Annotated in this window: 16 protein-coding genes; all 16 read left to right on the forward strand. The window is 59.6% G+C overall.

What is annotated here, in order from left to right; genetic code table 11:
- The first annotated feature begins 11 nt into the window (after window positions 1-11).
- Window positions 12-2,012, forward strand: coding sequence for an OPT family oligopeptide transporter (locus tag BJP06_RS05340; protein WP_071573100.1), 2,001 nt, complete (start codon window positions 12-14; stop codon window positions 2,010-2,012).
- 102 nt (window positions 2,013-2,114) lie between these two features.
- Window positions 2,115-3,758, forward strand: a complete 1,644-nt coding sequence (gene groL / locus BJP06_RS05345; RefSeq protein WP_071573101.1) for a chaperonin GroEL — start codon at window positions 2,115-2,117, stop codon at window positions 3,756-3,758.
- A 670-nt stretch (window positions 3,759-4,428) separates the two neighbouring features.
- Window positions 4,429-5,913 carry a SpaH/EbpB family LPXTG-anchored major pilin gene (locus BJP06_RS05350; RefSeq protein WP_071573102.1) on the forward strand — a complete coding sequence of 495 codons (1,485 nt, stop codon included), beginning with the start codon at window positions 4,429-4,431 and terminating at the stop codon, window positions 5,911-5,913.
- Between the two features lie 114 nt (window positions 5,914-6,027).
- Window positions 6,028-6,936, forward strand: coding sequence for a class C sortase (locus BJP06_RS05355; protein ID WP_071573175.1), 909 nt, complete (start codon window positions 6,028-6,030; stop codon window positions 6,934-6,936).
- On the forward strand, window positions 6,936-7,850 hold the full coding sequence (locus BJP06_RS05360; protein ID WP_071573103.1) for a SpaA isopeptide-forming pilin-related protein: 915 nt from the start codon (window positions 6,936-6,938) through the stop codon (window positions 7,848-7,850). The genes BJP06_RS05355 and BJP06_RS05360 overlap by 1 nt, the downstream gene beginning before the upstream one ends.
- A 21-nt stretch (window positions 7,851-7,871) precedes the next feature.
- Window positions 7,872-11,480: an LPXTG cell wall anchor domain-containing protein gene (locus BJP06_RS05365; RefSeq protein ID WP_071573104.1), complete on the forward strand. Its 3,609-nt coding sequence runs from the start codon at window positions 7,872-7,874 to the stop codon at window positions 11,478-11,480.
- Between the two features lie 545 nt (window positions 11,481-12,025).
- The gene (locus BJP06_RS05370; protein WP_070361871.1) at window positions 12,026-12,310 is read left to right on the forward strand and encodes a DUF1778 domain-containing protein; all 285 of its coding nucleotides are present in this window, start codon (window positions 12,026-12,028) and stop codon (window positions 12,308-12,310) included.
- Window positions 12,300-12,809 (forward strand): GNAT family N-acetyltransferase, encoded by a 510-nt coding sequence (locus BJP06_RS05375; RefSeq protein ID WP_070361872.1) that lies wholly within the window; start codon window positions 12,300-12,302, stop codon window positions 12,807-12,809. The genes BJP06_RS05370 and BJP06_RS05375 overlap by 11 nt, the downstream gene beginning before the upstream one ends.
- 309 nt (window positions 12,810-13,118) lie before the next feature.
- Window positions 13,119-13,787, forward strand: a complete 669-nt coding sequence (locus BJP06_RS05380) for a hypothetical protein (RefSeq protein WP_143000799.1) — start codon at window positions 13,119-13,121, stop codon at window positions 13,785-13,787.
- Window positions 13,784-13,978, forward strand: a complete 195-nt coding sequence (locus BJP06_RS05385) for a hypothetical protein (RefSeq protein ID WP_070361874.1) — start codon at window positions 13,784-13,786, stop codon at window positions 13,976-13,978. Before BJP06_RS05380 ends, BJP06_RS05385 begins: the two co-directional genes overlap by 4 nt.
- Window positions 13,979-15,599: 1,621 nt before the next feature.
- Complete coding sequence (locus BJP06_RS12070) at window positions 15,600-15,740, forward strand: hypothetical protein (protein WP_168156160.1); 141 nt, start codon at window positions 15,600-15,602, stop codon at window positions 15,738-15,740.
- Window positions 15,741-15,793: 53 nt separating this feature from the next.
- Window positions 15,794-15,922 (forward strand): hypothetical protein, encoded by a 129-nt coding sequence (locus BJP06_RS12295; RefSeq protein WP_255365795.1) that lies wholly within the window; start codon window positions 15,794-15,796, stop codon window positions 15,920-15,922.
- Between the two features lie 137 nt (window positions 15,923-16,059).
- Complete coding sequence (gene ppk2, locus BJP06_RS05390) at window positions 16,060-16,959, forward strand: polyphosphate kinase 2 (protein ID WP_070478171.1); 900 nt, start codon at window positions 16,060-16,062, stop codon at window positions 16,957-16,959.
- A 763-nt stretch (window positions 16,960-17,722) separates the two neighbouring features.
- Window positions 17,723-18,229, forward strand: a complete 507-nt coding sequence (locus BJP06_RS11720) for a DUF2335 domain-containing protein (protein ID WP_177224263.1) — start codon at window positions 17,723-17,725, stop codon at window positions 18,227-18,229.
- Window positions 18,230-18,404: 175 nt separating this feature from the next.
- The gene (locus BJP06_RS12075; protein WP_177224264.1) at window positions 18,405-24,167 is read left to right on the forward strand and encodes a CshA/CshB family fibrillar adhesin-related protein; all 5,763 of its coding nucleotides are present in this window, start codon (window positions 18,405-18,407) and stop codon (window positions 24,165-24,167) included.
- A 5-nt stretch (window positions 24,168-24,172) separates the two neighbouring features.
- Window positions 24,173-25,699: a SpaH/EbpB family LPXTG-anchored major pilin gene (locus tag BJP06_RS05405; RefSeq protein WP_071573108.1), complete on the forward strand. Its 1,527-nt coding sequence runs from the start codon at window positions 24,173-24,175 to the stop codon at window positions 25,697-25,699.
- Window positions 25,700-25,712 lie beyond the last annotated feature (13 nt).

A 25,712-nucleotide genomic window follows, 5' to 3' on the forward strand; every position in this document is an offset into this window, starting at 1 on the left:
AAGGTCTTGCAATGGCCTCGACGATGCGTGAGTTGACGCTGCGCGGGATCATCATTGGTGGCTTGATCACCTTGGTGTTTACTGCTGCGAATGTGTATTTGGGGTTGAAAGTCGGGTTGACTTTTGCCACGTCCATTCCGGCGGCGGTGATTTCTATGGCGGTGCTGCGGAAGTTTGCTGGGCACAATGTGCGTGAGAACAACATTGTGCAGACGATTGCGTCGGCGGCGGGTACGCTTTCGGCGATTATTTTCGTCCTTCCGGGCTTGGTGATGGTCGGCTACTGGCAGGGTTTCCCCTTCTGGACGACCGCCCTGGTCTGTGCCCTGGGTGGCACGTTGGGCGTGATGTATTCGATTCCGTTGCGTCGCGCGCTGGTGACTGGTTCTGATTTGCCGTACCCGGAGGGTGTCGCGGCGGCGGAGGTGCTGCGCGTTGGCGACGGTGACAATGGCGGTTCGGAACGCGACCACGCGGAGAACTCTGAGGGCCTGCGCGTCATTATTCTTGGTGCGGTTGCGTCGGCGTTCTATTCCTTATTGACGGCCATGAAGGCGGCGGCCAGCGAGGTTGCCGGGTTCTTCCGTGTTGGTGGGGGCGGCACGATGATGGGTGGCTCCTTGTCCTTGGCGCTGCTGGGCGTGGGCCACTTGGTGGGCTTGCCGGTGGGTATTGCGATGCTGGTCGGCGTCGTGATTTCCTTTGCAGTCCTGCTGCCGATGAAGTCGGCGGCCCATATGGGCGACGGCCTGGAGCTTGCCGAGGTTGTCTCCACGACGTTCGCGGACGAGATCCGCTTTATCGGCGTGGGCACGATGGCGGTGGCGGCGCTGTGGACGCTGATCAAGATCGCGAAGCCGATTGCGACGGGTATTGCTTCGTCGTTGGCGGCGTCGAAAAAGAGGCACGAGGGCGTGGCCGTCGACGTGACGGAGCGTGACATCCCGTTCCCGATCGTGGCGGGTGTGATTGTGGCGTCGATGTTGCCGATTGGCCTGCTGCTGTGGAACTTCGTGCGCGGCACCGACATTCATGAGCACGCGCTGTCGCTCACCATGATTTCGGTACTGTTCATCCTGGTTATTGGCCTGATTGTGGCGTCGGTGTGTGGATATATGGCGGGGTTGATTGGGGCGTCGAACTCCCCGATTTCCTCGATTGGCATTATTGCGGTGCTCTCGTGCGCGCTGCTGATCGGTGCGTTTATGGCGGGCACGGACGCGAATGCGAGCTCGCTGGTGGCGTACACGCTGTTTACGGCGGCGATCGTGTTTGGCATCGCCACGATTTCGAACGATAACCTGCAGGACCTCAAGACGGGCCAGCTGGTGGGGGCGACGCCGTGGAAGCAGCAGGTGGCGCTGATTATTGGTGTGCTGTTCGGCTCGGTGGTCATCCCGCCGATCTTGCAGGTGATGCTCACCGGTTTCGGCTTCCAGGGCATGGAGGGCGCAGGCCCGGACGCGCTCGCGGCACCGCAGGCGGCGCTGATGTCCTCGGTGGCGAACGGCATTTTCAACAGCTCGCTGGACTGGGGCTTGATCCTGCTGGGCGCGGGCATCGGCGTTGCGCTCATCATTATCGACGAGACCCTCACCCGCACCACGGGCAAGTACAGCTTGCCGCCGCTGGCTGTGGGCATGGGCATGTACCTGCCGGTGGCGGTGACGGTCATCGTGCCGATCGGCGGGCTGATCGGATACATCTATAACCGTTGGGCGCAGGTGCAGCGCCACCCGGACTTCGCGCGCCGGATGGGCACCCTGGTGGCCACGGGCATGATCGTGGGCGAGTCCCTGTTCGGCGTGCTCAACGCGGCGCTCATCGCTGGCGCGGCGGGGGAGAGCCCGCTGGAGGTGTTCACGGAGCAGTCCTGGACGCCGTGGTTCAGTACGGCCCTGTTCGTTGTGCTGGTGTGGTTCGTGTACTCGAAGACGCGCTCCAAGGTCACCTCGGTTGCCGAAGATGGTTCCTTGCACTCGGCGGGCGAGAGTGCTAAAACTGTGTCTTAGCACTCGGGGCAATTGAGTGCTAACGCGGGTGAGGTTGGCCGCGCGCTAACCGTGCCGTCGCGGGCGCCTGCACTTTACGACGAATACAAGGAGAAAACTTACATGGCTAAGATGATCGCATTCGACGAGGAAGCACGCCGCAGCCTAGAAAACGGCCTGAACACACTAGCCGACGCCGTCAAGGTCACCCTTGGGCCAAAGGGACGCAACGTCGTCCTGGAGAAGTCCTGGGGCGCACCAACCATTACCAACGACGGCGTCACCATCGCCCGCGAGATTGACCTCGAGGACCCATACGAGAAGATCGGCGCCGAGCTGGTCAAGGAAGTAGCCAAGAAGACTGACGACGTCGCCGGCGACGGCACCACCACCGCAACCGTCCTGGCACAGGCGCTTGTCCGCGAGGGCCTGCGCAACGTGGCAGCTGGCTCCAACCCGATGGGCATTAAGCGCGGCATCCAGGCAGCCACCGAGAAGGTCTCCAAGTACCTGCTGGATAACGCGAAGGAAGTAGAGACCCAAGAGGAGATCGCTTCCACCGCTGGCATTTCGGCCTCCGACCCGGAGATCGGCAAGAAGATCGCTGAGGCGATGTACGCCGTCGGCAACGGTGCTGTGAACAAGGAGTCCGTGATCACGGTCGAGGAGTCCAACACCTTCGGCGTTGACCTCGAAGTCACCGAGGGCATGCGCTTCGACAAGGGCTTCATCTCCGCATACTTCGCCACCGACATGGAGCGCGGCGAAGCCGTCCTGGAAGACCCATACATCCTGCTGGTCTCCTCCAAGATCTCCAACGTGAAGGACCTCGTTCCGCTGCTGGAGCAGGTCATGCAGTCCGGCAAGCCACTGCTGATCATCGCCGAGGACGTCGAGGGCGAGGCCCTCTCCACCCTCGTTGTGAACAAGATCCGCGGCACCTTCAAGTCCGTCGCCGTCAAGGCCCCGGGCTTCGGCGACCGCCGCAAGGCAATGCTGCAGGACCTCGCCATCCTCACCGGAGGCCAGGTCATCTCCGAGGAGGTCGGCCTCTCCCTGGAGACCGCCACCCCTGAGCTGCTCGGCCAGGCACGCAAGGTCGTCGTCACCAAGGACGAGACCACCATCGTCCAGGGCGCCGGCGACCAGGCCCAGATCGACGGCCGTGTCAAGCAGATCCGCGCCGAAATCGAGCACTCCGACTCCGACTACGACCGCGAGAAGCTGCAGGAGCGCCTGGCCAAGCTGGCCGGCGGCGTCGCAGTGATCAAGGTTGGCGCAGCCACCGAGGTTGAGCTCAAGGAGCAGAAGCTGCGCATCGAGGACGCCGTCCGCAACGCGAAGGCAGCAGTTGAGGAAGGCATCGTCGCCGGCGGTGGCGTCGCACTCCTGCAGGCCGCCCGCGAGCTTGTCGACGACCTCGGGTTCGAAGGCGACGAAGCAACCGGTGTGAAGATCGTCCGCGAGGCGCTCTCCGCACCGCTGAAGCAGATCGCCCTCAACGCGGGCCTGGAGCCAGGCGTGGTTGCCGACAAGGTGGCCAACCTGCCTGACGGCCAGGGCCTGAACGCCTCCAACGGCGAGTACGTGGACATGATGGAAGCCGGCATCAACGACCCGGCAAAGGTGACGCGCTCCGCACTGCAGAACGCAGCCTCCATCGCGGCCCTGTTCCTGACCACCGAGGCCGTCGTTGCCGACAAGCCTGAGCCAGCCGGCGCCGCCGGTGCAGGCATGGACCCAGACGCCATGGCAGGCATGATGTAAACCGCTAGTTTCTGACTGGCTTTCTCCCGGGCGCCCCGCTTTCGCGGTGGGGTGGCCCGGGATTTTTGCGTGTTGTGGCGTTGTGGTTGGTCGGGCTTCGGGTTGGGGTATGGCTCTTCGGTTTGTTCGAGATTTTGTGAACAGAATTGCGTGTGGCTCGGCATAGGTTTCGCGCTGTTTCCACCTCGATTTCGTTCCCGTCGACCTCTTCCCGTCGACCAACCCAGGTCACGGCAATTTGGGCTGTTTCACGCGATTTTGCTGATTTCGCGCTGATCAGCGTTGGTCGACCGGAGGAGGTCGACCGGAATGATTGTGGCGGCAAAGGGCCTTGCGTCGGCAGCGCTGAAAACTCCCCCATAAGTGGTCAGAAAGTATGAGGAATCTCTAAGAGTTTTGGAGAATCCTGACGGTCAGAATGTCTAGCGTTAACTGACAGCCGGCTACATATGTAATGGTCAACGAATAAAACCGGTTTGCGCTGCATAAATGGGTCAATATGTCGGCTGAGAAACCTTGAGATTTCGTACTAAATGACTTGGACAAAGCGGGGGGGGGGGTGCTTAAATTCAATGCGTTCCCAAAGTTGGGCCACTGGCGCGTGCGCAAGAAACCTAACTTCTTGAAGTGCGCTGAGGGCCCCAAGAGACCTCTTTTGGAAGGAAACCAAATGATAATTGCCCTCAAGAAAACCGCCGCGATCGCAATCGCAGCAGGCCTGACCTTCGCCGGCTCTGCTGGCATCGCTGCGCAGGACGCGATGGCGCAGGAGAACGGCCCAGCTGTCGCGAAGTCGACGATCGATGTCGCCAAGAAGGGTTCCATCACCCTCTACAAGAAGGCTGACCCAGAAAGCCTTGGTACACCTACGGGCGAGGAAGACACCACGGTCAAGGGAGAAAACCTTAAGGATGCTGGGTTCACCCTGTACCCTGTCACTAATGCTGACCTGACGACAAATGCAGGTTTGGTGGCCGCATCAAAGCTGACCGCGGGTAGCGCGAAGCTTGGAACCCCGTTCGCAGAGGTGAAGACAGATAAAGACGGCAAGATTGTCTGGTCAGACCTCAAGGTTGGCGTCTATCTCGTTAAGGAAACTTCTCCTGTAGCGGGTTACTCCCCGGCAGCTGACTTCCTCGTGTTCGTGCCGATGACGAAGGCCAACGCTCAGGCTGGTGGCACGGAGTGGATGTACGACGTCGTTGCTTACCCGAAGAACTACAAGCAGAAGGAACCGAAAAAGTCTGTCGTTGACTCTGGCAAGAATGTAAGCCAGCAGGTTGAGTACACGATCGATACCTGGGCGCAGACGATCGATACTGATCGTCAAAAGCGCACCATCTACCGGATTGAAGATACTCTCGATCCGAAGGCTTCAACCACGGAGAAGGACGTCCAAGTTCTCGGCAACGACTTCGAGCCATCCGACTACAAGATCAAGGTTGAAGGTCAGAAAGTTGTTGTTACCTTCACTGAAGCTGGCGTAGCAAAGATTAAGAACGGCCAGCAGATCTCCGTCAAGATCACTGCGAAGGTCAACGAGATGCCTGCTAATGGCATCCTGAAGAACACCGCTGTGCAGATCGAGAACAACCCGAACAATGTTCAAGAGGAAAAGAAAAAGCCGACGAACGATGTCGAGACTCGTTACGCTGGCATCCAATTTAAGAAGGTGAGCAAGGAGCGTAAGCCGCTGGAGGGTGCTGAGTTCCAGGTCTACGGTGCCACGGATGGCCAGGACTGCAAGGCAGCGGTCACTAACGATAAGGCGCTTCAGACCACTGAAGGTAAGAGCACGTTCGTTTCTGGCCAGGACGGCATGGTGAAGATTGATGGTCTGCACGTCAACGACGGTGCAAACAACGATCCGAACACCAAGAACCAGTGGACCAAGTACTGCCTCGTTGAGACGAAGTCCCCGAAGGGCTTCGAGCTTTTGTCCCAGCCAATCGAGTTCACCCTGCTTTGGAAGAACGCTGGCACCCTCCAGAACATCAAGGTGGGCGACAACGATGGTGAGGTCGTCAACTTGGAGGACACTACGCCGTTCCTGCCAAACACCGGTGGTATGGGTATTGCCATCCTGATCCTGGCTGGTCTTGGAATCATCGGTGGCGGCGCATACGTCGCTCGCCGTAACTCCCAGGCCGCCTAGGTTCCATGGCCCTGATGTCGCGCTTTCTTAGCGCCACATCACGCCGTCGGCGGAGGGCGTAAAACTCCGCCCAGTTTGCCAAAATATTTCCCAACAAGAAAGACGTTGATTTCTGTGACTGCACCAACGAAGGCGAAGCACAGGCGGCAGCCTGGAGCGAAATCGCTGTTTCAGCGCGTCGGTGTTCCAGCTATCATCATCCTTCTTGGGCTGGCTGTTTTGATGTATCCGGTAGTTGCTACGCAGTGGAACAACCGAATGCAGGAACAGGTGGCAAAGGATTACGAAGCTCTGCTGCATGACCAGCCAGAGCCGCAATTGAATACTGAGATTGAAGCCGCCAGAGCGTACAACCAGGACCACAAAGACGGTCCAATCCTTGATCCATGGTTGGCTCGAGTTTCAAAAGATAATGCGTCGTATCAGGAGTACTTGCGGCAACTCGCAGGGTTTCCTGCGATGTCCCAGATTGTGATCCCAAGTACGAATACCCGCTTGCCGGTCTACCACGGTACTGCGGAGGATACGCTGCAAAAGGGTCTTGGCCACATGTTTGGCACGGCACTTCCGGTCGGTGGTGTGGGCACGCACTCCGTGATTACGGGACACACTGGGATTCCTACTGCCACCCTGTTCGACAACCTTTCCGACATCAAAGTCGGCGACGCCATCTATGTATCCACGTTTGGCGAGCGCATGAAGTACAAGGTGTACGACATCGAGGTTGTGCTGCCGGATGAGACCGACAGTCTGCGCGCCGACCCGGAGCGCGACCTGCTGACGCTGATCACCTGTACGCCGTACGGCATCAATACGCACCGGTTGCTCGTCCACGCGGAGCGAGTACCCATGGACCCCGACGAGGCCAGCATCCTCGACGACTCCACCTCCACCCTGCAGTGGTGGATGTGGGCACTCGGCGGGGTGTCCCTGCTGATCCTGCTGGCGCTGATCTGGTGGGTGTACCGCGAAAAGAAGAAGAGCGACCGTTCCGGCGCTGTGAACGAGGAGGTTCTGTCCTAATGCGCTTGTCCCAACTATTGGCAGCGTGTGGTGCAGCCACGATGCTCGTCGCGGGTGCGTTGACGCCTGCGGTGGCCGACGTGCGCCCAATCAGCGGTAATGACGCCAACCTGAACCCGGCGAGCATCGACAAGAGTAAGCCGATCCAGTTGCTGCTGAAGAAGCAGGGCACCAACCCGTACGACCAGGTCCCGGCCGGCCAGAAGCCTCCAGCCATCGCCGGGGCGAAGTTCACCCTGTCGAAGGTGCGGGGCATCGACATCACGACGCAGCAGGGCAGCAATGTGGCAAAGAAAACCACGCTTGACGACGCCCGCACGCGCGGCCTCGACGTCATCGAAACGAAGGCGACGAACCAGCGCGGCGAAGTTCTCTTCGACAACCTCACTCCGGGCCTGTACCTGGTGGAGGAGTCCGCCCCGGACACGAAGTACGAGTACCACCTGAGCAGCCCGAAACTGCTCATCCTCCCACTTCCTGACGAGCGCGGCATCCGCTACGAGTACGAGAACGTCCTCGTGATGAAGTGGGACAAGAGCTACGGCACCCCACCACCGTGGGAGCCCTCGGAGCCACCATCAACCACGCCAACAAAACCCGGCACCACGGTGACCACGACGAAGACGACGACGTCGACGCCTCCTCGAGTGAGCACCACCATCTCGACCACGTACACCACGACCCCACCTGGTGGTACCCCCACTACGGTGACGACCACGGTGCCGTCGACAATCGTCACAACGAAGCCGAACGGAGTGGTCACGACGGTGACCCACCCCCGCGCCGTCCCCGAGAAAGAGCGCGGGTCGCTGGCGTCCACAGGTGCGAACGTGCTGTGGGCCGCAGGACTTGGCGGACTGTTAATTGTGCTGGGGTTGTTCCTGGCGCGGCGAAGCAAGAACGAGACACGGTAAAGCGGAAGTAGGGAAAGAAAGATGCGAAACTTTATCAAACCTGCAGGATCTCCTGCTCGGCACCGTGCCCGTGGACTTGCGGCCGTAGTAGCCTCGGTAGCGTTGGCCGCCGGCCTGGGCGCGTACCCGTCTGTGCAGGCGGAGGAGACCACGGCGGTCTCCGACATCACCACCGACGACGCCGGCCTGCCCACCTACTCGTGGATGGACGACGGCACACCGTCTTCATCCGCCACGCCTTCGGCGCCTGCCGCAGCGTCGGCCTCTAATTCGGCCTCTGCATCTGCTTCGAAACCAGCAGAGGCCCCGGCTACCGCGAACCCCGTGACCGTCGAGCGCAAGGGCGACGTCGATCGCATCACGATCAACGACCCCGCAGGCGAGGCATGGGAGTTCGGCGGCAAGGCGTCGAAGGAAAACATCTTCGCACTCAAGCGTGAGGGCAAGGGTGAGATCAAGGCAGTCCTGTCCGTGACCGCTGACGGCCGCAAACTCGAGCCTTACGACTACGGCTTCGTCAACGCTAAGGACGGCTCGTTCGTGGCGTTCAACCTGAACGCCCTGCACACCATCCCGCCACAGGTCGTCGAGATCGAGGTCCGCGCTACCGATGCCGGTGAGTACGCGATCGCCGAGAGTGACGCGGTGCCGTCCGAGGCGCAGCTCGCCAATTCTGGTTATGGGAAGGGGCGTCCGGCGGCGGGCGTTGCGGATGCGTCGGTGGGGCAGAACCGTGCGGCGACAATCCCCGGCTATCCAGACGCAGAGCTAAACGTGAGTGGCCTGAATACGGAGTGGGTCAACAACAATCCGCAGCTGACGTTCAAGATCGGGGGCACGGAAAAGATCTACCGTATGACCCGTTTTGCAGTGAAGAAAACGCGCAACGACTCGAACACTAAAAACATCGAAGGCCCTGTGTCAATCCGTATCCAGCGCGATGGGGTAAGTATTGCACAGTTGCAGTATGGATTCACCACAGTTGGAGTTGGCGATAATCCCGACAAGCTCAATCAGCGGTTTTGGAATAAAAATGCTCTCGGGAAGTCTTACGACACGGAGTTCCGACTTGTTCCAGAGGTGAAAGATCTGGAGGTCAAACCCGGAGATGTCATTACCATGTCCCTGGTTGGGCCGCCGAATGGAGAATACGCAGTGCAAGCGTGGGGACAACCGATCGATGCTCCTGAAAAGGTTTCCTTCGTGATGAAGCCTGAGGATAAAGAGAACGCCATTCCCCTGAGTAAGTCGGAAACTACCGGCAACAGCCCGTACCGAACAACCTCTATTGTTGAGGCCGATTCAACGTTCAAGCGTGCCGTCATTGAGGTGAAAGCACCAAACAGTTTCCTCGCGAAGGAGTACTACAGCTTTCACATCGACTTGCTGGAGGAAGGCGTTACCTTCGAGCGGAAAGTAATTGAGAGCAACTCTGGCTTTGTAAAGATGGAGATTTACCCCGTCAAGGACGGTAAACGAGTCGAAGAGGGAGTGTTCATCCCAAAAGGCGCTCAAATTACGAGCACCGCTTCCTTCAGCGACCAACCCTCCGAAATCAACGCGGTCACGACCATTGAGGGCACGGTAAAGCCGAAAGAGAACAACCCGGAGCGCGAGACGCTGCCAGACTCTGGTGACTGGTTGCCCCAGCGGGTGCCGAACCCGGAGGTACCGAAGAAATGTGGCCTTAAAATCGCTATCGTCGCGGACCTTTCTCGATCGCTGAAATACGCAGATTTGGACCCCAACAAGAACAATGGCGAGATCGGCTTTGCACAAAGTCGCAAGGCAGCGACCGCTATGGTTGATGCGCTGGCAGGAACGTCTACGCGTGTAGGAATCTACAACTTCGCACGTACTCGCGGAACACGTGCCGGAACGACAGGTGATGCGGTTTCGATGATGACAGACCGCGGAGTGGAATCTGCGAAAGCAGCCATCAACGAGTGGACCATCAACAACACGCCCGGTGACGCAACCAACTGGGAAGATGGTTTGGCTCAGCTGCACGGCAAACACTACGACCTGGTGTACTTCATCACCGATGGTGTCCCTACCTGGGATAACAGTGGTTGGCAAAACCCAAATATGGAAAACACCGGTGCATTCCTGCAGGCAACGTCTGTGAAACGCGCCGTTGAATCTGCCAACCAGTTGAAACTTGAGGGAACTCGCATCGTGCCGATCATGGTGACATTGACCCTCGGTGCAGACAGGAAGCCGAATGGAATCGAGGGGCCGAACTACGTCTTCAACCAAGACTATGTGCTCAAGGATGTTTTGCCGTGGAACGTTGGAGAGACGACCCAGGGGCTTGAGAACAAGATTGTTTGGAAGCGTACCTCGCGATCTGCGGCCAATAATCGAACACCTCTCTACAACACGAAGCGCGAAAACATCATGGTCAACTTTGAGCGAGCGATTTATAAAAACATTGAGCTCATCGAAGTGCACTCGGTGAATGCCCGAGGTGGCACGTCAGAAATTACAAAGGACCAGGAAAAGTGGACCTATGGCATTCGCACAGTTGATCAGTTGGCTAAGGATATATCCAGTGACGATGCTCCGGCAAGGATCGAGAACTATTACGCTCTGAGCCAGCAACTTGGGGACCGCGCTAAGAAGATTAAGGAACTGTGCGAGGGTGAATTGATTGTGAAGAAGCGCCTCGTTGATTCGGCGGGCAAGGTCGTGGAAGGTGGCGATGGTGCCCCCGGGTGGACATTTGTAGCCAATTCGGACCAGCCAGTGCTCGACGCCGGTGACGGCGCATTGAAGAAAACGGATACCAAGGTCACCGTTAAAGAAGGCACGAAGTTTAACAATGCCGACCTTGAACTGTCCGTAAAGAAGGGCACTGTGAAGTGGCGTCTCGCGCCGACCAACGCTGAGACGGGTGCCATGGGGCAGACGGGCCTAACGGTTACTGAGTCCCTCGACCAGAAAAGCGGATACCGGATCTACCAACGCGATATGAAAAACGCTGTTTGTACCCAGGAGGTTGATGGCAAGAAATACGGCGCCGAGGTTGTCAATAATGGCGAGACTGGGTTCGACATTGTGGCAGCGCCTTACGCGAAGGTTCACTGCACCGTGGACAATACGCAATCGAATAAGTACGGCCTCACGCTGACCAAGGTCGATGCCTCAGACAACGCCGTGAGCCTGACAGGCGCTGGCTTCACACTCTCCTGGGTAGAGCAGGACGGGATACCTCAGTCGGTTCCGTTGACAGAAAAGAAGGAATCCGCTGGTACGTACGTAACCGAAAAGGTGCTGGAGCCAGGGCGCACCTATGTGCTGACAGAAACCAAGGCACCCAAGGCAGCCAATGGTGCGCAGTATTCGCTCCTTACCCAACCGGTGACGCTGCGTTTCGTATCAACACAGCAAGGGCTTGTTCCTGAGTTCCAAGGATCCGACGGTGCCTGGCTTCGTGGGCAACCCACACTACCTATCGTCAGCGCCTCGGTTGACAAGAACAAAACTAACATGGTTTTGACGCTCGCCAATGTCCGACAGGGCAACCTGCCAAAGACTGGTGGCATGGGTGTTCAGCTACCAATTCTGCTCGGCGGGGTGCTCATCGCCGCTGGTGCGTTGGTAGGACGACGACGGGTCGCAGCTTAGCCGAGGGCGCGATCTGACGACGTGTCTTTACGGACAAGCTGGAGGGGCTTGGTGCTGATCAACAGTGATCGGGGCCAAGCCCCTTCGGGCCTTTGGAGCGCAATCGACCAATTGCCGACAAGTGACGCTGCAGCGTGATGTCTTCGCTCCAGGTTTGAAAGTGAACCGTCTGACTAGAAAGCAGATTTGGTCACGCGTGAATCGGATTTGACTTTGGGCTTGTGGCAGCTCGTTGAGCGGACAAGGGCAAAACGACGGGTGGAGCCTTTCTATCTAGTCTCGTAGAAAAGCGTTAGTCTCGAGGCTACCGGCTCTAAAAAGGATTGCTTTTAGTTGCGTCTAGGTCCCTCGGGGGTGCTTGTTTTTAAGGGGGACATCGGGGGAGTCTGAACAGGCTTCCACTAGTTTCACAGCGCAGGAGCGTTGGTGGCGTCGTCAATTAGCCGGACCTGCACCCGCGGCGATGGGTACTCCCAAGTTCTGAATCCTTGCCCACGATCTCTGAGGTGTGTACATTGTGAGTACAAATATTTTGGGAGGTTGAAATGGCTGTGAAAGATAGACGGCTGAATCTGCGTACATCGTCAGTACAGGAGGAGTGTCTGCGGCGTGCGGCTGAGGTGACGAATTCCTCGGTGTCGCAGTTTGTACTGGAGAGCGCTGTTGAGCGCGCTGCCAGAGTGCTTGCTGATCAGCGGCTCTTCGTGTTGGGGATGGACGATTTTTCTCGTGTGGAGGAGTTGCTTGCTCAGCCTGCCGACTTTTCACGGCTAGGTACGCTTTTTGCGGAGGAAACTCCTTTTGGCAAGGAGTTCAGCTTTGGAAGCTGATGGGATTCTTCACCCGCCACGTCGGTTGGAGAAGTCGGATAATCGGGCTGAGTTTCGGTGCGGGGAGGCGTCGCTTGATACGTGGTTTCACCGCTACGCGATGCAAAACCAGCGTGCCAACAACTGTGCGGTGTATGTATCAACGTGGAATGAGCGGGTCGTTGGCTACTATGCGGTGTGTACCGGGGGTATCGTCGCTAAGGTGGCGCCGGAGCGTTTTGCGAAGGGGCGGCCGGATCCTATTCCGGTGATCATCCTTGCACGGCTTGCGGTTGACCAGAATGCTCAGGGGAAAGGCGTTGGCAAGGCGCTGCTGCGCGATGCGCTGGAGCGCTGTTTTACCGTTGCCGTTGAAGTCGGTGCCGCGGCGGTAGTTGTGCACGCGCTGGACGAGCGGGCGAAGCAGTTCTACATGCAGCACGCTGGTTTTCAGGAGATGCCGGGGCAGCCGCTGCATCTTCTGCTGTCGGTGAAGGGGATTGAGCGGTACATGGCGTGATGGGGGCTGAGGCAGGTTTTCGCCGACCAGCTGTTAGGACTACGCATTTAGTAACGTGGTGTTCCCCTCACTCGGGCGGGTTGTGCACAACTAGAGCCAAAAACTGCAGATACCAACTACGCTGTTTTGGGAGCCGACTCCCACGTCTTGGACGAACCGAATGCTTTGCCTCGGCCAGCTGCAAGTAGTGGTGTCTGGGTGCTCGCAAAACGGAAAATGTACAAAGGGGAACACACGTCGACTACGCCTGACGTGTTGCTTATTTGGAGTAATAAGTAATAGTGCTAGTGCTAATACTGGGGGTGGCACATGGGCGATCTCAATCAACATAGGAAATTTTTGTCCAAAAGTACTGAAGAGCGGTTGCCTTCTCAGCGGCTTAAGGTCAAGCTCCTAGTTTGTGGATTTCTCCTATTAATCGGTGTAATTGCTGGATACTATATTTGGTGTTCAGACCTATCATGGCCGTTTTATTTGTCAAGGGTATGCAAATATGTTTTTCCTAGCTTGACCCCAATAGTTGCAGCTATAGCGTTGATATCTGGGTTCAAGACTATTGAGCAGAAAAAAGAGTCAGATGATCGCACCGAGTACTACAAACAGCTGCAATGGGCAATTGACAACTCTCTTACCAACAACGCCCTCATGCGATTGCAGTCACCGAGTCTCATTAGGAGCGTTTTGACTTCGCGCAAAATCGCCGAAGAAGAAAAGGAAATCGCACAGGCAGCTGAAGATTACGCCAATGCTCTTGAGGCTCAACTGCGCAAGGAGTCGAGTAGTCCAGGAAACCTTACGCCAGGTGGGGGTCTCGCTTTTGCCGAACCGGAACGAAATAGGAGTGGAACAAACACAACTCTTCGTTCACTTGGGATAATCCCATATTCCGTTGGATTCATTTGTATTTTTGCGATGCTCCTGCCGGTGCTCATTTTGCACTACGATGACGAAGATGAGGGGAAGGAGAAACTCAAATGACGACACGCTATCCGCAGCGACGTAAAGACAAAGCGCACATTTCGTCAGTCGACCCTGAAATTGTTGCTGCCCTTTTGGAAGCTGCCGAAACTTCACGTCACCGCACAGATGAATTCATGGCACGTCGCTACCCTGAGGATCGTTCGAAAAATAGGTTTTGGAAATCGTATTTTCTGAAGAAGCGCGCGTAGCATTTTCGAACAACAACGTAGTGAGGAAGTAGCCACCGCGGGGATGGCGGGTACCCCACGAAACGTCGCGCTGTTTTTGCCGATAACACCCTCCGGGCAGCTCGGATGTAGCCGTTGCGTCTGTCAGTAATCCAGTTCCTTAACGATGTTGCTGCTGGGTGCCGGCCGGTAAAGTGTGCTACCCAGTCGCAGACTTCGGGTGTGGTCATTTCTTCGCGGTGTTTGTCGATCGCGGACTCGCGGATGAAGGCCTTAGGATCTCAACCACTTTGTTTAACAGGTGACCCCAATTTGTGTATCTCCGCGCTGGAGGTTTCTAGGTCGTAGATGGCGTCGTCAATGAGGCGGGCTTATGCGCGGGGTGACTTGCGCTGTATAGCTATGCTTTGTTGCTGTGAAGTTCGGCCTCTAGCTCGGACCGGGAAAACCCTAAATGCTCGATGACTTCGTCGAGGCCCGTGCGGTTGCCTTGTCTCTGGCGACGCGAACCAGCGCCAGCGTTGCGTCCTGAAGCGTTTCTCGGTCGCGGAAAATCGTTCTACCTCGCAAGCGTCAACGACTTCGGAGACGAGTTTTCCGTGATACGACCAGGCAACCTGCGTGTGTTCCTCGGCAGGCGAAACGGTTCCAGTGTTGCCGTGCTGCGACGCTTCAGTAACCGTGCCCAAAAAACTATTTAGAAATCTATGTAGTTGCAACGGGGGTACGTTTGCGTGACAGGGCTTTGGCTGGCCTTCGGACTGAGGCGTGAGGAGACATCAATCTCACGAAAAGACGTCATCCTTAGGCATTAGCTCTAAAAACGGATTCTCTGAGGTCTTAAAAAGCTCTGGAGCCTAGGCGCCTCCAGGCGACAACGCTCCGGTAACCGGCCCGTCGTCACTCCAACATATCCTCTTTTGCCGCCATGAGCCATAGACGTGACCCACTAATAACAGCGTGATAGAGTTCCACATGCGAAACTAGGCAAAAAGAAAACCCGCCTCCGAGGAGAACGGGGAAACTATGTATCGGATTTTACACGATTGAAAAGGTTTGTCGAGACCGAACCAACACGAGGAACGGTTGTATCGACGACAGTGATTAACATCTGCGGCCGGGCGAAAAATCTGGGCTAAAGCGTGCATGCCAGTCAACATGGCTTGGGGTGTTCGGTATTGCCGAACGTTCGCTAATGCCGAACGCTTTTTAGCTGGGGTGAGAGATCGTCGTGGCGGTGGGGTGGAAGCGAAAGCCGTAACGATCCGTGCTCAGCGAACTATCAGAAATAGGGGGCCGTGCAACAATGGTTCGAATGTCGCTTTTACACAGGAAGTTCAAAGAAACGGTGGAAGAATAGTTTGCGGTCACCTGTATGAACGCATTTCAGCAGCTTAAGTAGTATTTTATATTTTGTGGTGATGCGCTGGGGAAACTCGCCTGAACGTTTGCTGTCACGTCATGTATGTAAGGTACACGCGCCGGGTGCCCCTAATGTGAGGTGAATCATTCACGAAGCCTTGACATGAGTTAAAAATACGTGCAAAATTAACGGCTAAGACACACCATCACGGTGTGCAACCTTAAGAAATGTAGACACACGGGCACCCGCCCACAATGTCAAGACCTGTAAGGGGTAAGTATGGATCTCGCAGTCATCACCGACGCGTTGAAGGACTTCAGCACCTTCTCCAGCAATATCGTCAAGTTGTTCCGCCTCATTCCGGACCTGTTTATCAACTTCGGCAAGCTGGGCGACAAAGCAACTGCCCTGCCGAAATAATCACGGCTTAACTCTCAACATCCCACTGATTTTAAACTCAAAGGAGTAAACTCATGCAGGCACTCGAGAACTGGGCGTTCCTCTCGTCTGACGCACACGTAGCTGGCGCGCTGCTCACCATCCTGAAGCAGCTCGGTGAAGGTGCAGACGCTATCGCGAAGCTGATCGGTCTGATTTCCTAAGACCCCCTGATACAAACCCCGCCACAAGCGTGGCGGGGTTTTCTCGTTGGGGAAAGCGTGGGAAAACGGGGGTGGCGTCGATAAATAAAAACCAACAAACAGCGCCGATCCGGGGGCAATGGGGTTAAGCTAAATACATGGCTGACCACAAGGATGACGAACTCCCAATGATCGACCTCGCCGCCGTAGAAGGCTGGATCGTCGACGACACCGATGAAGATGACCCGGCGCTGCTCATGCCGGACGGGACGCCAATCGAAACCTGGCGGGAAAACTACCCCTACGAAGAACGCCTCAGCAGGCACGAATACGAAGAGCAAAAGCGTGCCCTCCAAATCGAGCTGCTGAAGTGGCAGAACTGGACCAAAGACACAGGTCAGCGCCACATTATCATCTTCGAAGGCCGCGACGCAGCAGGTAAGGGCGGCACCATCAAGCGCTTCAACGAGCACCTCAACCCGCGTGGTGCGCGCACCGTCGCCCTGGAAAAGCCCAGCCCACGCGAATCCACCTCCTGGTACTTCCAGCGCTACATCCAACACTTCCCGGCAGCCGGCGAAATCGTGTTCTTCGACCGCTCCTGGTACAACCGCTCCGGCGTCGAGCGCGTCATGGGCTTCTGCACCGAATCCCAGCACGCCGAGTTCCTCCGCGAAGTGCCGATGCTCGAGAACATGATCCTGGGCTCCGGCATCTCGCTGACCAAGTTCTGGTTCTCCGTGACACAGAAGGAGCAGCGCACCCGCTTCGCCATCCGCCAGGTGGACCCGGTTCGCCAGTGGAAGCTCTCGCCGATGGACCTCGCGTCCCTGGACAAGTGGGACGACTACACCAACGCGAAGGAAGAGCAGTTCCGCTACACGGACACCGACGAGTCGCCGTGGATCACCATCAAGTCGAACGACAAGAAGCGTGCCCGCCTCAATGCGATGCGCTACATCCTGAGCAAGTTCGAATACACCAACAAGGATCATGATGTGGTGGGGACGCCGGATCCGCTGATCGTGAAGCGTGGTCGTGATCAGATCGGGGACTAGGGAGTAGGCCTATCTGGGAGGCAGCAACGGAAGGGTGGGACTTTCCCGCTTTTCCGTTGCTGCTTTTGCTGGGGGCTACACGCATGATGTCTCTTCAGCCCCTGATAGGTCCTCGGAGCCGACTTCTTGGGGATAGGTATTTGGGGTGGGATAGTCATCACGAGCGGAGTCGGGATTTTGTGAACAGAATTGCAGATGGGAGTAATGCCCCTTTAGACCCTTAAGCCTGAGACTCGGCTTTCGATGAAGGTGCAACGCTAGTCGGACACTCTAGCATGGGTAGCCCGTCTGTCGTGCAAAGCCACGCTGCTAGCAAAGTGCTGCAGACGGCGGCTTCTACGCGGAGAAACTGTGGGATTAATGGCTGAAACGGACGGACAGGCGGTTAGAGAGTTAATCGTTGAGGCGCCTCAAACCTGCGGGAGGATGCCGGTCTAAGACCACATTCCATATGGACCTCGAGTGTTGTGAGCTGGTGAAACGTCGGGTTTGATGGGGATAAATCGAGGAATTTGGTGCGTGGACGTTGGAGTCTGATGTCGCCTGTACTTACCTGCCAGAAAGGGATGTCGATGGCATAATTGTCATAGTGTAATGGCTATGGGACAATAAACGTTCTTTACCAGGAGATGGAGGTGGGATGGCGAATGAGCACTCGAACGATGCGCAACATGACCCGTGGCAGGGTGATAGCTCGCTCCAGCGACGGTCGGATAATTCGGGAAGCACGTATCCACGATCCAGCGGAAAACCTGGAGAAAGCGTGGAAGCAAACGGGGCAGGCACTGCGGCAGGCGATCGACTCTCAGAACAAGATGATGTTTTAGAAGCCGAGGTGCTAGATCAGGTTAGTAACAGGGTCACGCACGATCTCATGAGCGTGATGCGAGTTGCTCCTTTGCCTCATCCTAGTGAACTTCAAGCTTACGAAGAGGTCGAAGCTGGTTTAGCAAACAGAATTGTCGCAATGGCAGAGGACTCTGCCATTGCGGCGAATGAAGCGACAAGGTCCAACGCCGCAGTCAACTACGCTCTAGCCGAATCAATCCGTGAAGAGGGGAGAGCGGTGAGAAGAGGACAGTGGATGTTTGTCTGCCTAGCGGTTTTGTTTTTGGCTGTGGCGGTAATTCTTGAGCTGCTTGACCGAACTCCATTTGCAACGGGTATGGGGATTCTCGGTTTCTTAAGCCTGTTGGGCAGTATGTTTATTCCCAAGAAGAAGCCCCAATGGGGTCCTTCAGGAAAAGGGGAAGAAAGCTCAGCAAGGTAATGCGGAGGGCCCCACAGTGCGCCCACCCAAAAAGCAAACCCCCACCCCCATTTACCTGGGGATTCTTAAGGCTCTGTAAGTATTGCTGTTCTCTCCTCGAGCACGGTACGATTGCGGTGTTTTACACCAATAGAAGCATCCATAGAAGCTGGAGCACAGCAAAAAGGGCGGTTTCATGACAACAGCGGGTTGGCCAGCATTTGGCGAACCGCCTCGGCTGCGACGAGCCGCAGCGGCAGTAGTTGTGTCCATGCTGCTCGCGCTGGTTGCCGTGCTCGGAGGCCTCGGCGGTCAAAGCTCAGCGAGCGCCGCCGACGCTAACGGCCGCGTCAATATTGGGGACTGCTCGTTTCGTAAGGCGGACGGGGACGCCAAGAAGTGGGCGAACCAGATATGTTGGATTGATGCGTCGGATATTGCGAAGCCGGGGACGCACAATGTGACGAAGCGTTTCGGGGATTACACGCTGACGTACACGGTGACGGTGGAGGCCTCGGATACGGGGACGGGGTCGAATAAGGGCAGCTTGTCGGCGGGGCAGCAGCCGCCGTGGAGCCGGGCTGCGTTCGGGAACCAGATTGCGGGGCAATCGTTCTTCGTTGCGGAGACGGGGGCTACCGCGAATGACATTTTCCAGACGGAGAAGAACCGCTTCGTGCGCCTTTCGTTCCGCAACGTGAAGTTCACGTACCGCGGGCAGCCGCTGCCGTCGTTTCGGATGATGGTTGCGGATGCCGAGTCGACGGGCAGTGTGCTCGGCGGCGAAATGATCAGCGTGGATGTCTCCAACTCGGGCGGCACGGGCACGGTCAATCCGCCGATTAGGCTGACGCCGAACGGCAGTCGTGAGGCGTGCCGGAAGACGTTCGGGGCGGGCGTCGAGAGGAATCAGTGGCAGTGGGCCGACATGGGCGGCAAGAAACGTGACTTCATCTGTGATAATGACTCCGGCGGTACCTACGGCACGTTCCTTGTTGGGTTGGATTCGCCGACGGCGTTTGAGATTGGCATCGCGTCGAACTCGGGCGGTACGGCACGCTTCCCGGACCCGCGCGGCAACCAGGCGTTCGCGATGGCGATCGCGCTTAACCGCATCTCCACTCAGGAAGGCAAGGAGCTGGGCACGGCGGACACGGCGGCGCAGCAGGCGTTCACCGGCCAGGCGGAGCAGCCGGTGACGAGGATTTTCACCCAGGATGGGCAACAGCGTAACTGGATTGAGCCAGTCGGTGGGTCGAGCACTACTCCGGTGCTGCGTCGTCTGAACGCGGACGGTGTGCCGGAGGATACTGTCGGGCTGCAGTCGACGATGGCTGGGAAGGATCTGGCCTTTCGTCGTTACTCCCCGGAGTGGACGTGTAGCGCGATTTCCGCTGACGGCGCCACGGACACCTTCGTGTACGAGCCAGGAGCCAACACTGACCAGGCCCCGGTGCGTTTGACGCACAACGGTGCGCCGCTGAGCCGCGCGGATGCGGAGCGCAGTGGCATTTGGTTCCGGGAAAACCGCGCGGAGGGCGTCTCCGAGGTGCAATTCGCGAACAAGGAAAACCGGGAAATCAACTGTAACGTGCACTGGAAGTCTCGCTTCGCCCCGGCATCGTTGGAGCTGAACAAGCGGGTCACCGGCACGGCGAGCAATTACGCGGAGCTTGCCGGCAAGAAGTTCACCATCGACTACGCGTGCACGGCCCCGGAGGGGTTCCAGGCCGCGTACCCGGATGTGAAGCTCAGCGGGTCCCGCGAGGTGCAGCCGGGTTCTCGCCAGCTTGTCGACGGCCTGCCAGCCGGCGCGACGTGCACCCTCAAGGAAACCGCGCCTGCGGCGGTGTCGGGCGCGGACCTGGATCTGCGGTGGAATGGCGCCACCCACGGCACCCCGAACCAGGGCAGCGCGCAGCATACGTTGACGCTGCAGCCGAATACCGCACCTGCGGCTGTTGAGGCGGAGAACCAGTACTCGGCGCGGACTGCGACGCTGCAGTTGCGTCATGTGGTGCAGGGCCCGGCGGCGACGCCCGTGCTGCAGAATCAGGAATTCACGTTTGAGCTCAGCTGCCCGGCCACCAATGCGCCTGCGCGGCAGATCACGGTCCGCGGGGGCGCCCCGGTGACCGTGGATGGTGTGCCACGCGGGCAGGATTGCGTGTTGCGCCCCGTCGAAGGGCTGACAGCGGAGCAGCAGAAGTACATCAGCCTGACCAGCAGGGACGCCACCGGTGCCGCCCAGCAGCAGGACGGGCTGGCGCTCCGCCTGCCTGCGACCGGGCCTGCGGCCGCCGAGCCGGTGGAAATCCGCAGCACCTACGACTACCGCACCGCCGATGTGCAGGTGCACCAGGTGCTTGCGGGCCCGGCGGGTGCGTTGCCGTCCGTGACGGGCCAGGGCTTCAGCGCGAACTATGCGTGCACGGCCCCGGACGCGACGAAGCGCACCGGCACTGTGACGCTGACTGATGGCCACGCCGTCATCCCGAAGATGCCGGTCGGATCTACGTGTACGTTGAGCTCGCAGGAGCCCACCGCGGCTCCCGGCGAGGGCCCGGTGCGCACGTTCGAGCTGCAGAGCACGACCGTCGCACCGCAGACGTTGACGGTCGGCGATGGGCAGGCGGACGCATTCACCATCACCCGTACTTACGACTACAAGTACGGCACTGCACAGCTTTCCAAGGTCGTGACTGCCAACGGGGTGCGCAGCTTGCCCGCGAATTACACGTTCAACTTCGCGTGTGGTTCCCGCAACGTCGTGAGCAATGGCACGGTCGAGGCAATCAAGCTGGAGGGCACCGCGACGGTCGCTCCGGGTGCGCCCGTCACGCTGAAAGTGGGGGATCCGCGTGTCGACGACGGCCCCGGCGCCACCATGCGCGTGCCCTACGGCAACACCTGTACCTTCACCGAGGATCGCCCTCAGCTGCCCGGTGGTGTGAACTGGGACACTGACGTGGATAACGTGGCGCTGACCATCACCGGCCAGACCAATACGGCCACCGTGAACAACACGTTTACCCCTGCCGGCAACGGGCTGACCATCACGCAGCGCTACACCGGGGAGCAGGCACTGTACCCGAAGGTGGGCGTCGATTATCAGTTGAGCTGCGGTGCATTTCAAGAGACCTTCCAGCTTGCCGACGGCGCCCAGCGCACCTTCAGTGCCGCCGAAATCCCCGCAGGTACCCAGTGCACCCTTGCGCGGCGCAGCCCGGTGGACACGCAGCGTACCAACAGCAAGGGCGCGGACTACCCAATCACTCACACTACGGTGGGCCATTACGCGCCGGGTGGCGAGCAGTCCACGGAGCTGGCGCCGGGAGTTGCCTTTACGGTCGGGGAGCGCGCGACGCTGGCCATGGAGGACGAGTTCGCCTACCAGCGCGCCACCCTCACCGGGGTCAAGCGCGTGCGGTTCGACCCGGCGACCAAGGGCCTGATCGCGCCTGCGAAGCAGGAGGCGTGGCTTGGTCGGGAGTATCCGGCGTCGCTGCGCTGTGTGCTGCCGGATGGGACGCCGGGGGCGTCGCTGCAGGCGTCAGTGCGCAATGGCGTGGCCGTAACCCAGGGCGACCTGGTGGTGGGCAGTAGCTGCACCGTCGCGGAGAACCCGCTGACCCCGGAGCCGGGCATCCACATGGCGGCCACGACCGCCGTGGACGGCACACCGGGCAACACGTTTACAGTCTTGCGGGCTGGTAACTCGGTGGAGTTCATCAACACGTTCTCCCGCCGGGTCACCGACGCAACCGTGCGCACCGGCGTGGTGCTGCCGGGGACGGCGCGCCAGGACTATGAGGCCACGGGGAAGACGCTCGGCGCGGTGCTGCCCGCCCACCCGGTGACGATGGTGTGCCGCGACGGGGACGCCGAATTGCTCCGCCGCAGCGCCATCGTCGACGGCGAAGGCGCCGTCAGCGTGGCAGGCGTGCCGGTTGGCGCGGCCTGCACGGTCGAGCTCGGCGGGTATGCGCCGCTGGACCTCCAGGCGGACACCCCGGAGGATTCGCTGCGGGCAACAATGCTGCCGGACGCGGTGGACTGGACGGTGAGCCGCCCGGACTCGACACTGGCGACGGGCAAGCCACTCGAGCAGGGGAATGAGGCGGCGGTTGCTCCTGCGTTCGTGGTCGAAGAAGACGCTGCGGCCAACGTGGTGCGTGCTACGAGCCGCTACGTGTACCAGACCGCGCCGCTGAAGCTGCGCAAAGACATCGAAGGCAATTCCGCGGACATGCGACTGCTCGGCGAGGCGAACACGATGCGATTCGCGCTGCAGTGCCGGGCGCTCGGCACCGAGTTGACCAGTGTGGAAGGACTGCCGCTCCAGCTGCAGCCCGGTGACTTCACGGCGGTCGACGGCGGGCTGCGCTACATCTCCACAGGCGGCGCGGAGTCCGCGGTGCCGGTCGGTGCGCACTGTCGCCTGCGCGAAATTGCGGTAGACAACGTGCCCGCCCAGCTCACCGTGGTCGCGGCCCAACCCAGCGTGGAGGCCGACGTCACCACCCAGGGCGCAGAGCTGCACCTGGTGAACAAGATCAGCCGACGCACCACCAACCTGCAGGTAGCGATGCGCCAAACCGGGTACCTCCACGGCGCGGACCCCGCAGGCTACACGGGCACGCTCGTGTGCAAAGACGGCGACGCCACCCTGGCCATCCGTCCAGTCCAGTTCAGCGTGGCCGAAGTTCCCGAGCGCCCGCTGCCCGGCGCGGACGCCGTGCCGGTGACCGGCCTGCGCACCGTGGAGGTGCCGGCGGGGACCTCGTGCACGCTGACCATGGATGCCGCGGCGGCACTCAGCGCGCGTGGCGAGCTCGAAGTGTCCGCGGGTGATCGCCGCCCGTACCTCGGCTTCGCCGCCTGGCACAACGGCACCTACGACGGCCCGGATACCACCGTGGACGGCGTCGCCCCGCAGGACGTGGGGGCCAAGCAGTACGAATACGCAGTGGACGTCCCCGTCGACGCTCCGGATACCACCGCGGCTGACCCGGCGGTGGTCGTCGGTGTGCAGGCGCACCACCCGCGGGCAACCGTGGACGTGGCATTCACCAAGCAGGCTGCCGGCGCCCCCGACGCAGAAGGCACCTACACCTTCCGTGCCAATTGCGGCGACGGCACCCGCGATCCGTTTACCCTGCGCGCCGGGCAGACCCACGTGCTGCGGAACGTGCCCGTGGGCAGCGACTGCACCGTGGAGGAAGAGCAGACGGCTGGTACGTACACGTTCGCGCTGACCTCCCAGGGCGCCAAGCTGGGGGAGGGCTACCAGCCTGAAACCGGCACACCGACCGTGGCGTTTAAGGTGCTCGCCCCCGAGGCCACCGACACCGCCCGCGCGGGCGAGGCCTGGACGGCGACCGCACTGAACAAGTACGCCAGCGTGGCGCTGAACAAGCGCATTGCAGGCACCCCGCTGTCTGGCGTCACCAACGTGGTGGATACCGCCCTGTTGCCGGATCACGCCACCACCATGGACGTCACCTACGAGCTGACCAACACCGGCCAGTTCGACCTGAGCAACATGGTGCTGCGCGACCCAGCCTTGGCAGGCATGACCGTGCGCACGCCCGACGGCCCGCACACCATCGGCGAGCAGGGCACCATCCCCGCCGCCGCATGTTCTGCGGTGCGGGCGGCGCTGGCGCCGGGCCAGTCCGCAACCTGCACCGTCACGGTGGACATCCCCGCGGAGGGAACGTTCCGCCACCGCGGCACCGCGACGCTGCAGGCAGCCACGGGCACCCTCGGGGCGGTCAGCGCCGAATCCACGTACGGGGCGCTGCGGGTGCCGTCGACCATTGGCTGGTTGTTGCCCGATACCGGCAGCACTACACTCGTGTGGATTCTGCTCCTCGGCCTGCTGATCTTCGGCTTCAGCGCCCGACGCCTGCTCACACAGACTTCAACCTCAACAACTCCAACAACAGAAAGTTAGACACCATGAAACACATCATTTCCCGTTCCGCACTCGCAATTTCCACCGCGGCGGCCGTCGCGTTTGTCGGCCCGGTGGGCGCTTCCATCGTTGCGACGCTGCCAGCTGCCGTCGCCCAGGCGCAGGTCGACGTCAACCACGCCACCAAGCTGACCATCAAGAAGTATGAGGGTGAGCCGATCGGTGAGGGTGGCAAACTTAACGACCTGAAGACGATCAAGGACGTCACCTTCAAGGTGGAGCGCATCGAGACCGCGCCGCTGAACACCGCGAAGGGCTGGGAAGACGTCGCCACTGCCGGCGAGAAGAAGGTTGCCGATCTGCAGGTAGACCCGAACTTCACGGCGAAGGAAGTCGCCACGAACGCTGACGGCGAGGCTGTGTTCACGGACCTCGGCGTGGGCCTCTTCCGCGTCACCGAGCTGCGCGCCGAAGGCGCGAAGCACTCCGTGGCAACCCCGTTCCTGCTCACCCTCCCAGCATTCGAGAACGGCGAGGCGAAGTACGAGCGCACCATCAGCCCGAAGAACCAGATCCTCGAGCCGAAGAAGTCGCTCATCAGCGAAAACACCACCTTGGGGGATAATGCGCGCTACCGTATCGACGCCCCCATCCCAGCATTCGGCCCGAACCCGGAAGGCGATCAGCTGAGGGTCGTCGATACGCTGGCGGCGAACCTCAAGTGGAGCCAGACCGAGCACCCCGTGCTGGTGCAGGTGCTGAAATCCGCCGACGATAAGGAGCCGGAGACGCTGGCTGTGGACAAGCACTACACCGTGTCCGACGCGGGCGGCAACACCATCAACGTGACGTTCACCAAGGAAGGCCTGCAGAAGCTGCGCGACCTGCGCGCCGCGAACCCCGGCCTGACCGTGCGCACCGAGTTCGACGCGACGCTGGTCGACCTGCCCGAGAACGGCACGATCGACAACACAGCGCAGGTGTACTATTCCAACGACGAGAAGCCGCACAACACCACCCCAACCGACGACCCGAACGACGGCGCCACGACGCTGAACTTCGCCAAGGTTGAGGTGACCAAGCTGCTGAACAAGCAGGCCAAGGACGGCGAAAAGAACGGCGCCGGCGCCGAGTTCCAGATCTTCACCTGCACCAAGCAGGGCGACGGCTCCTGGAAGGTCGACAAAGGCACCGCTGCCCAGCGCGTGGTCATCGGAGACGAGGTGAAAACGACCCTGACCGCCGACAAGACCGTCGCCAAAGGCGACCACGCCGGGGCAGCCCTGGCGAAGGCCGAAGGTCTCAACCTGACCAAGAAGGACAGCAAGTTTGCCGACTACTGCGCCGTAGAAACCAAGGGCGTGTCCGGCTACCTGAACAACCCGGAGCCACAGCCGTTGAACTACGACGCAAAAACCAAGACGCTCAGCGGCAGCGTGAACAACGTCAAGGACAACCTGTTCGGCCGCCTGCCAGCAACCGGTGAGCGCACCATGCTCATCATCCTGGCGCTCGGCGTGGTCCTCTTCGGCGGCGGCGCTGTCTACCAGCTGCGCTCCCGCAAGGCATAGGTAGGGGAGCACA

Source organism: Corynebacterium sp. NML120713, from assembly GCF_001875735.1.
Taxonomy (GTDB): Bacteria; Actinomycetota; Actinomycetes; order Mycobacteriales; family Mycobacteriaceae; genus Corynebacterium; species Corynebacterium pseudogenitalium.

Bases quoted from the DNA above. Each gene is read 5' to 3' on its own strand.
- BJP06_RS05340 (WP_071573100.1), top strand. From the start codon at position 12: ATGGCCTCGACGATGCGTGAGTTGACGCTGCGCGGGATCATCATTGGT.
- groL (WP_071573101.1), top strand. From the start codon at position 2,115: ATGGCTAAGATGATCGCATTCGACGAGGAAGCACGCCGCAGCCTAGAA.
- BJP06_RS05350 (WP_071573102.1), top strand. From the start codon at position 4,429: ATGATAATTGCCCTCAAGAAAACCGCCGCGATCGCAATCGCAGCAGGC.
- BJP06_RS05360 (WP_071573103.1), top strand. From the start codon at position 6,936: ATGCGCTTGTCCCAACTATTGGCAGCGTGTGGTGCAGCCACGATGCTC.
- BJP06_RS05365 (WP_071573104.1), top strand. From the start codon at position 7,872: ATGCGAAACTTTATCAAACCTGCAGGATCTCCTGCTCGGCACCGTGCC.
- BJP06_RS05370 (WP_070361871.1), top strand. From the start codon at position 12,026: ATGGCTGTGAAAGATAGACGGCTGAATCTGCGTACATCGTCAGTACAG.
- BJP06_RS05380 (WP_143000799.1), top strand. From the start codon at position 13,119: ATGGGCGATCTCAATCAACATAGGAAATTTTTGTCCAAAAGTACTGAA.
- BJP06_RS05385 (WP_070361874.1), top strand. From the start codon at position 13,784: ATGACGACACGCTATCCGCAGCGACGTAAAGACAAAGCGCACATTTCG.
- BJP06_RS12070 (WP_168156160.1), top strand. From the start codon at position 15,600: ATGGATCTCGCAGTCATCACCGACGCGTTGAAGGACTTCAGCACCTTC.
- BJP06_RS12295 (WP_255365795.1), top strand. From the start codon at position 15,794: ATGCAGGCACTCGAGAACTGGGCGTTCCTCTCGTCTGACGCACACGTA.
- ppk2 (WP_070478171.1), top strand. From the start codon at position 16,060: ATGGCTGACCACAAGGATGACGAACTCCCAATGATCGACCTCGCCGCC.
- BJP06_RS12075 (WP_177224264.1), top strand. From the start codon at position 18,405: ATGACAACAGCGGGTTGGCCAGCATTTGGCGAACCGCCTCGGCTGCGA.
- BJP06_RS05405 (WP_071573108.1), top strand. From the start codon at position 24,173: ATGAAACACATCATTTCCCGTTCCGCACTCGCAATTTCCACCGCGGCG.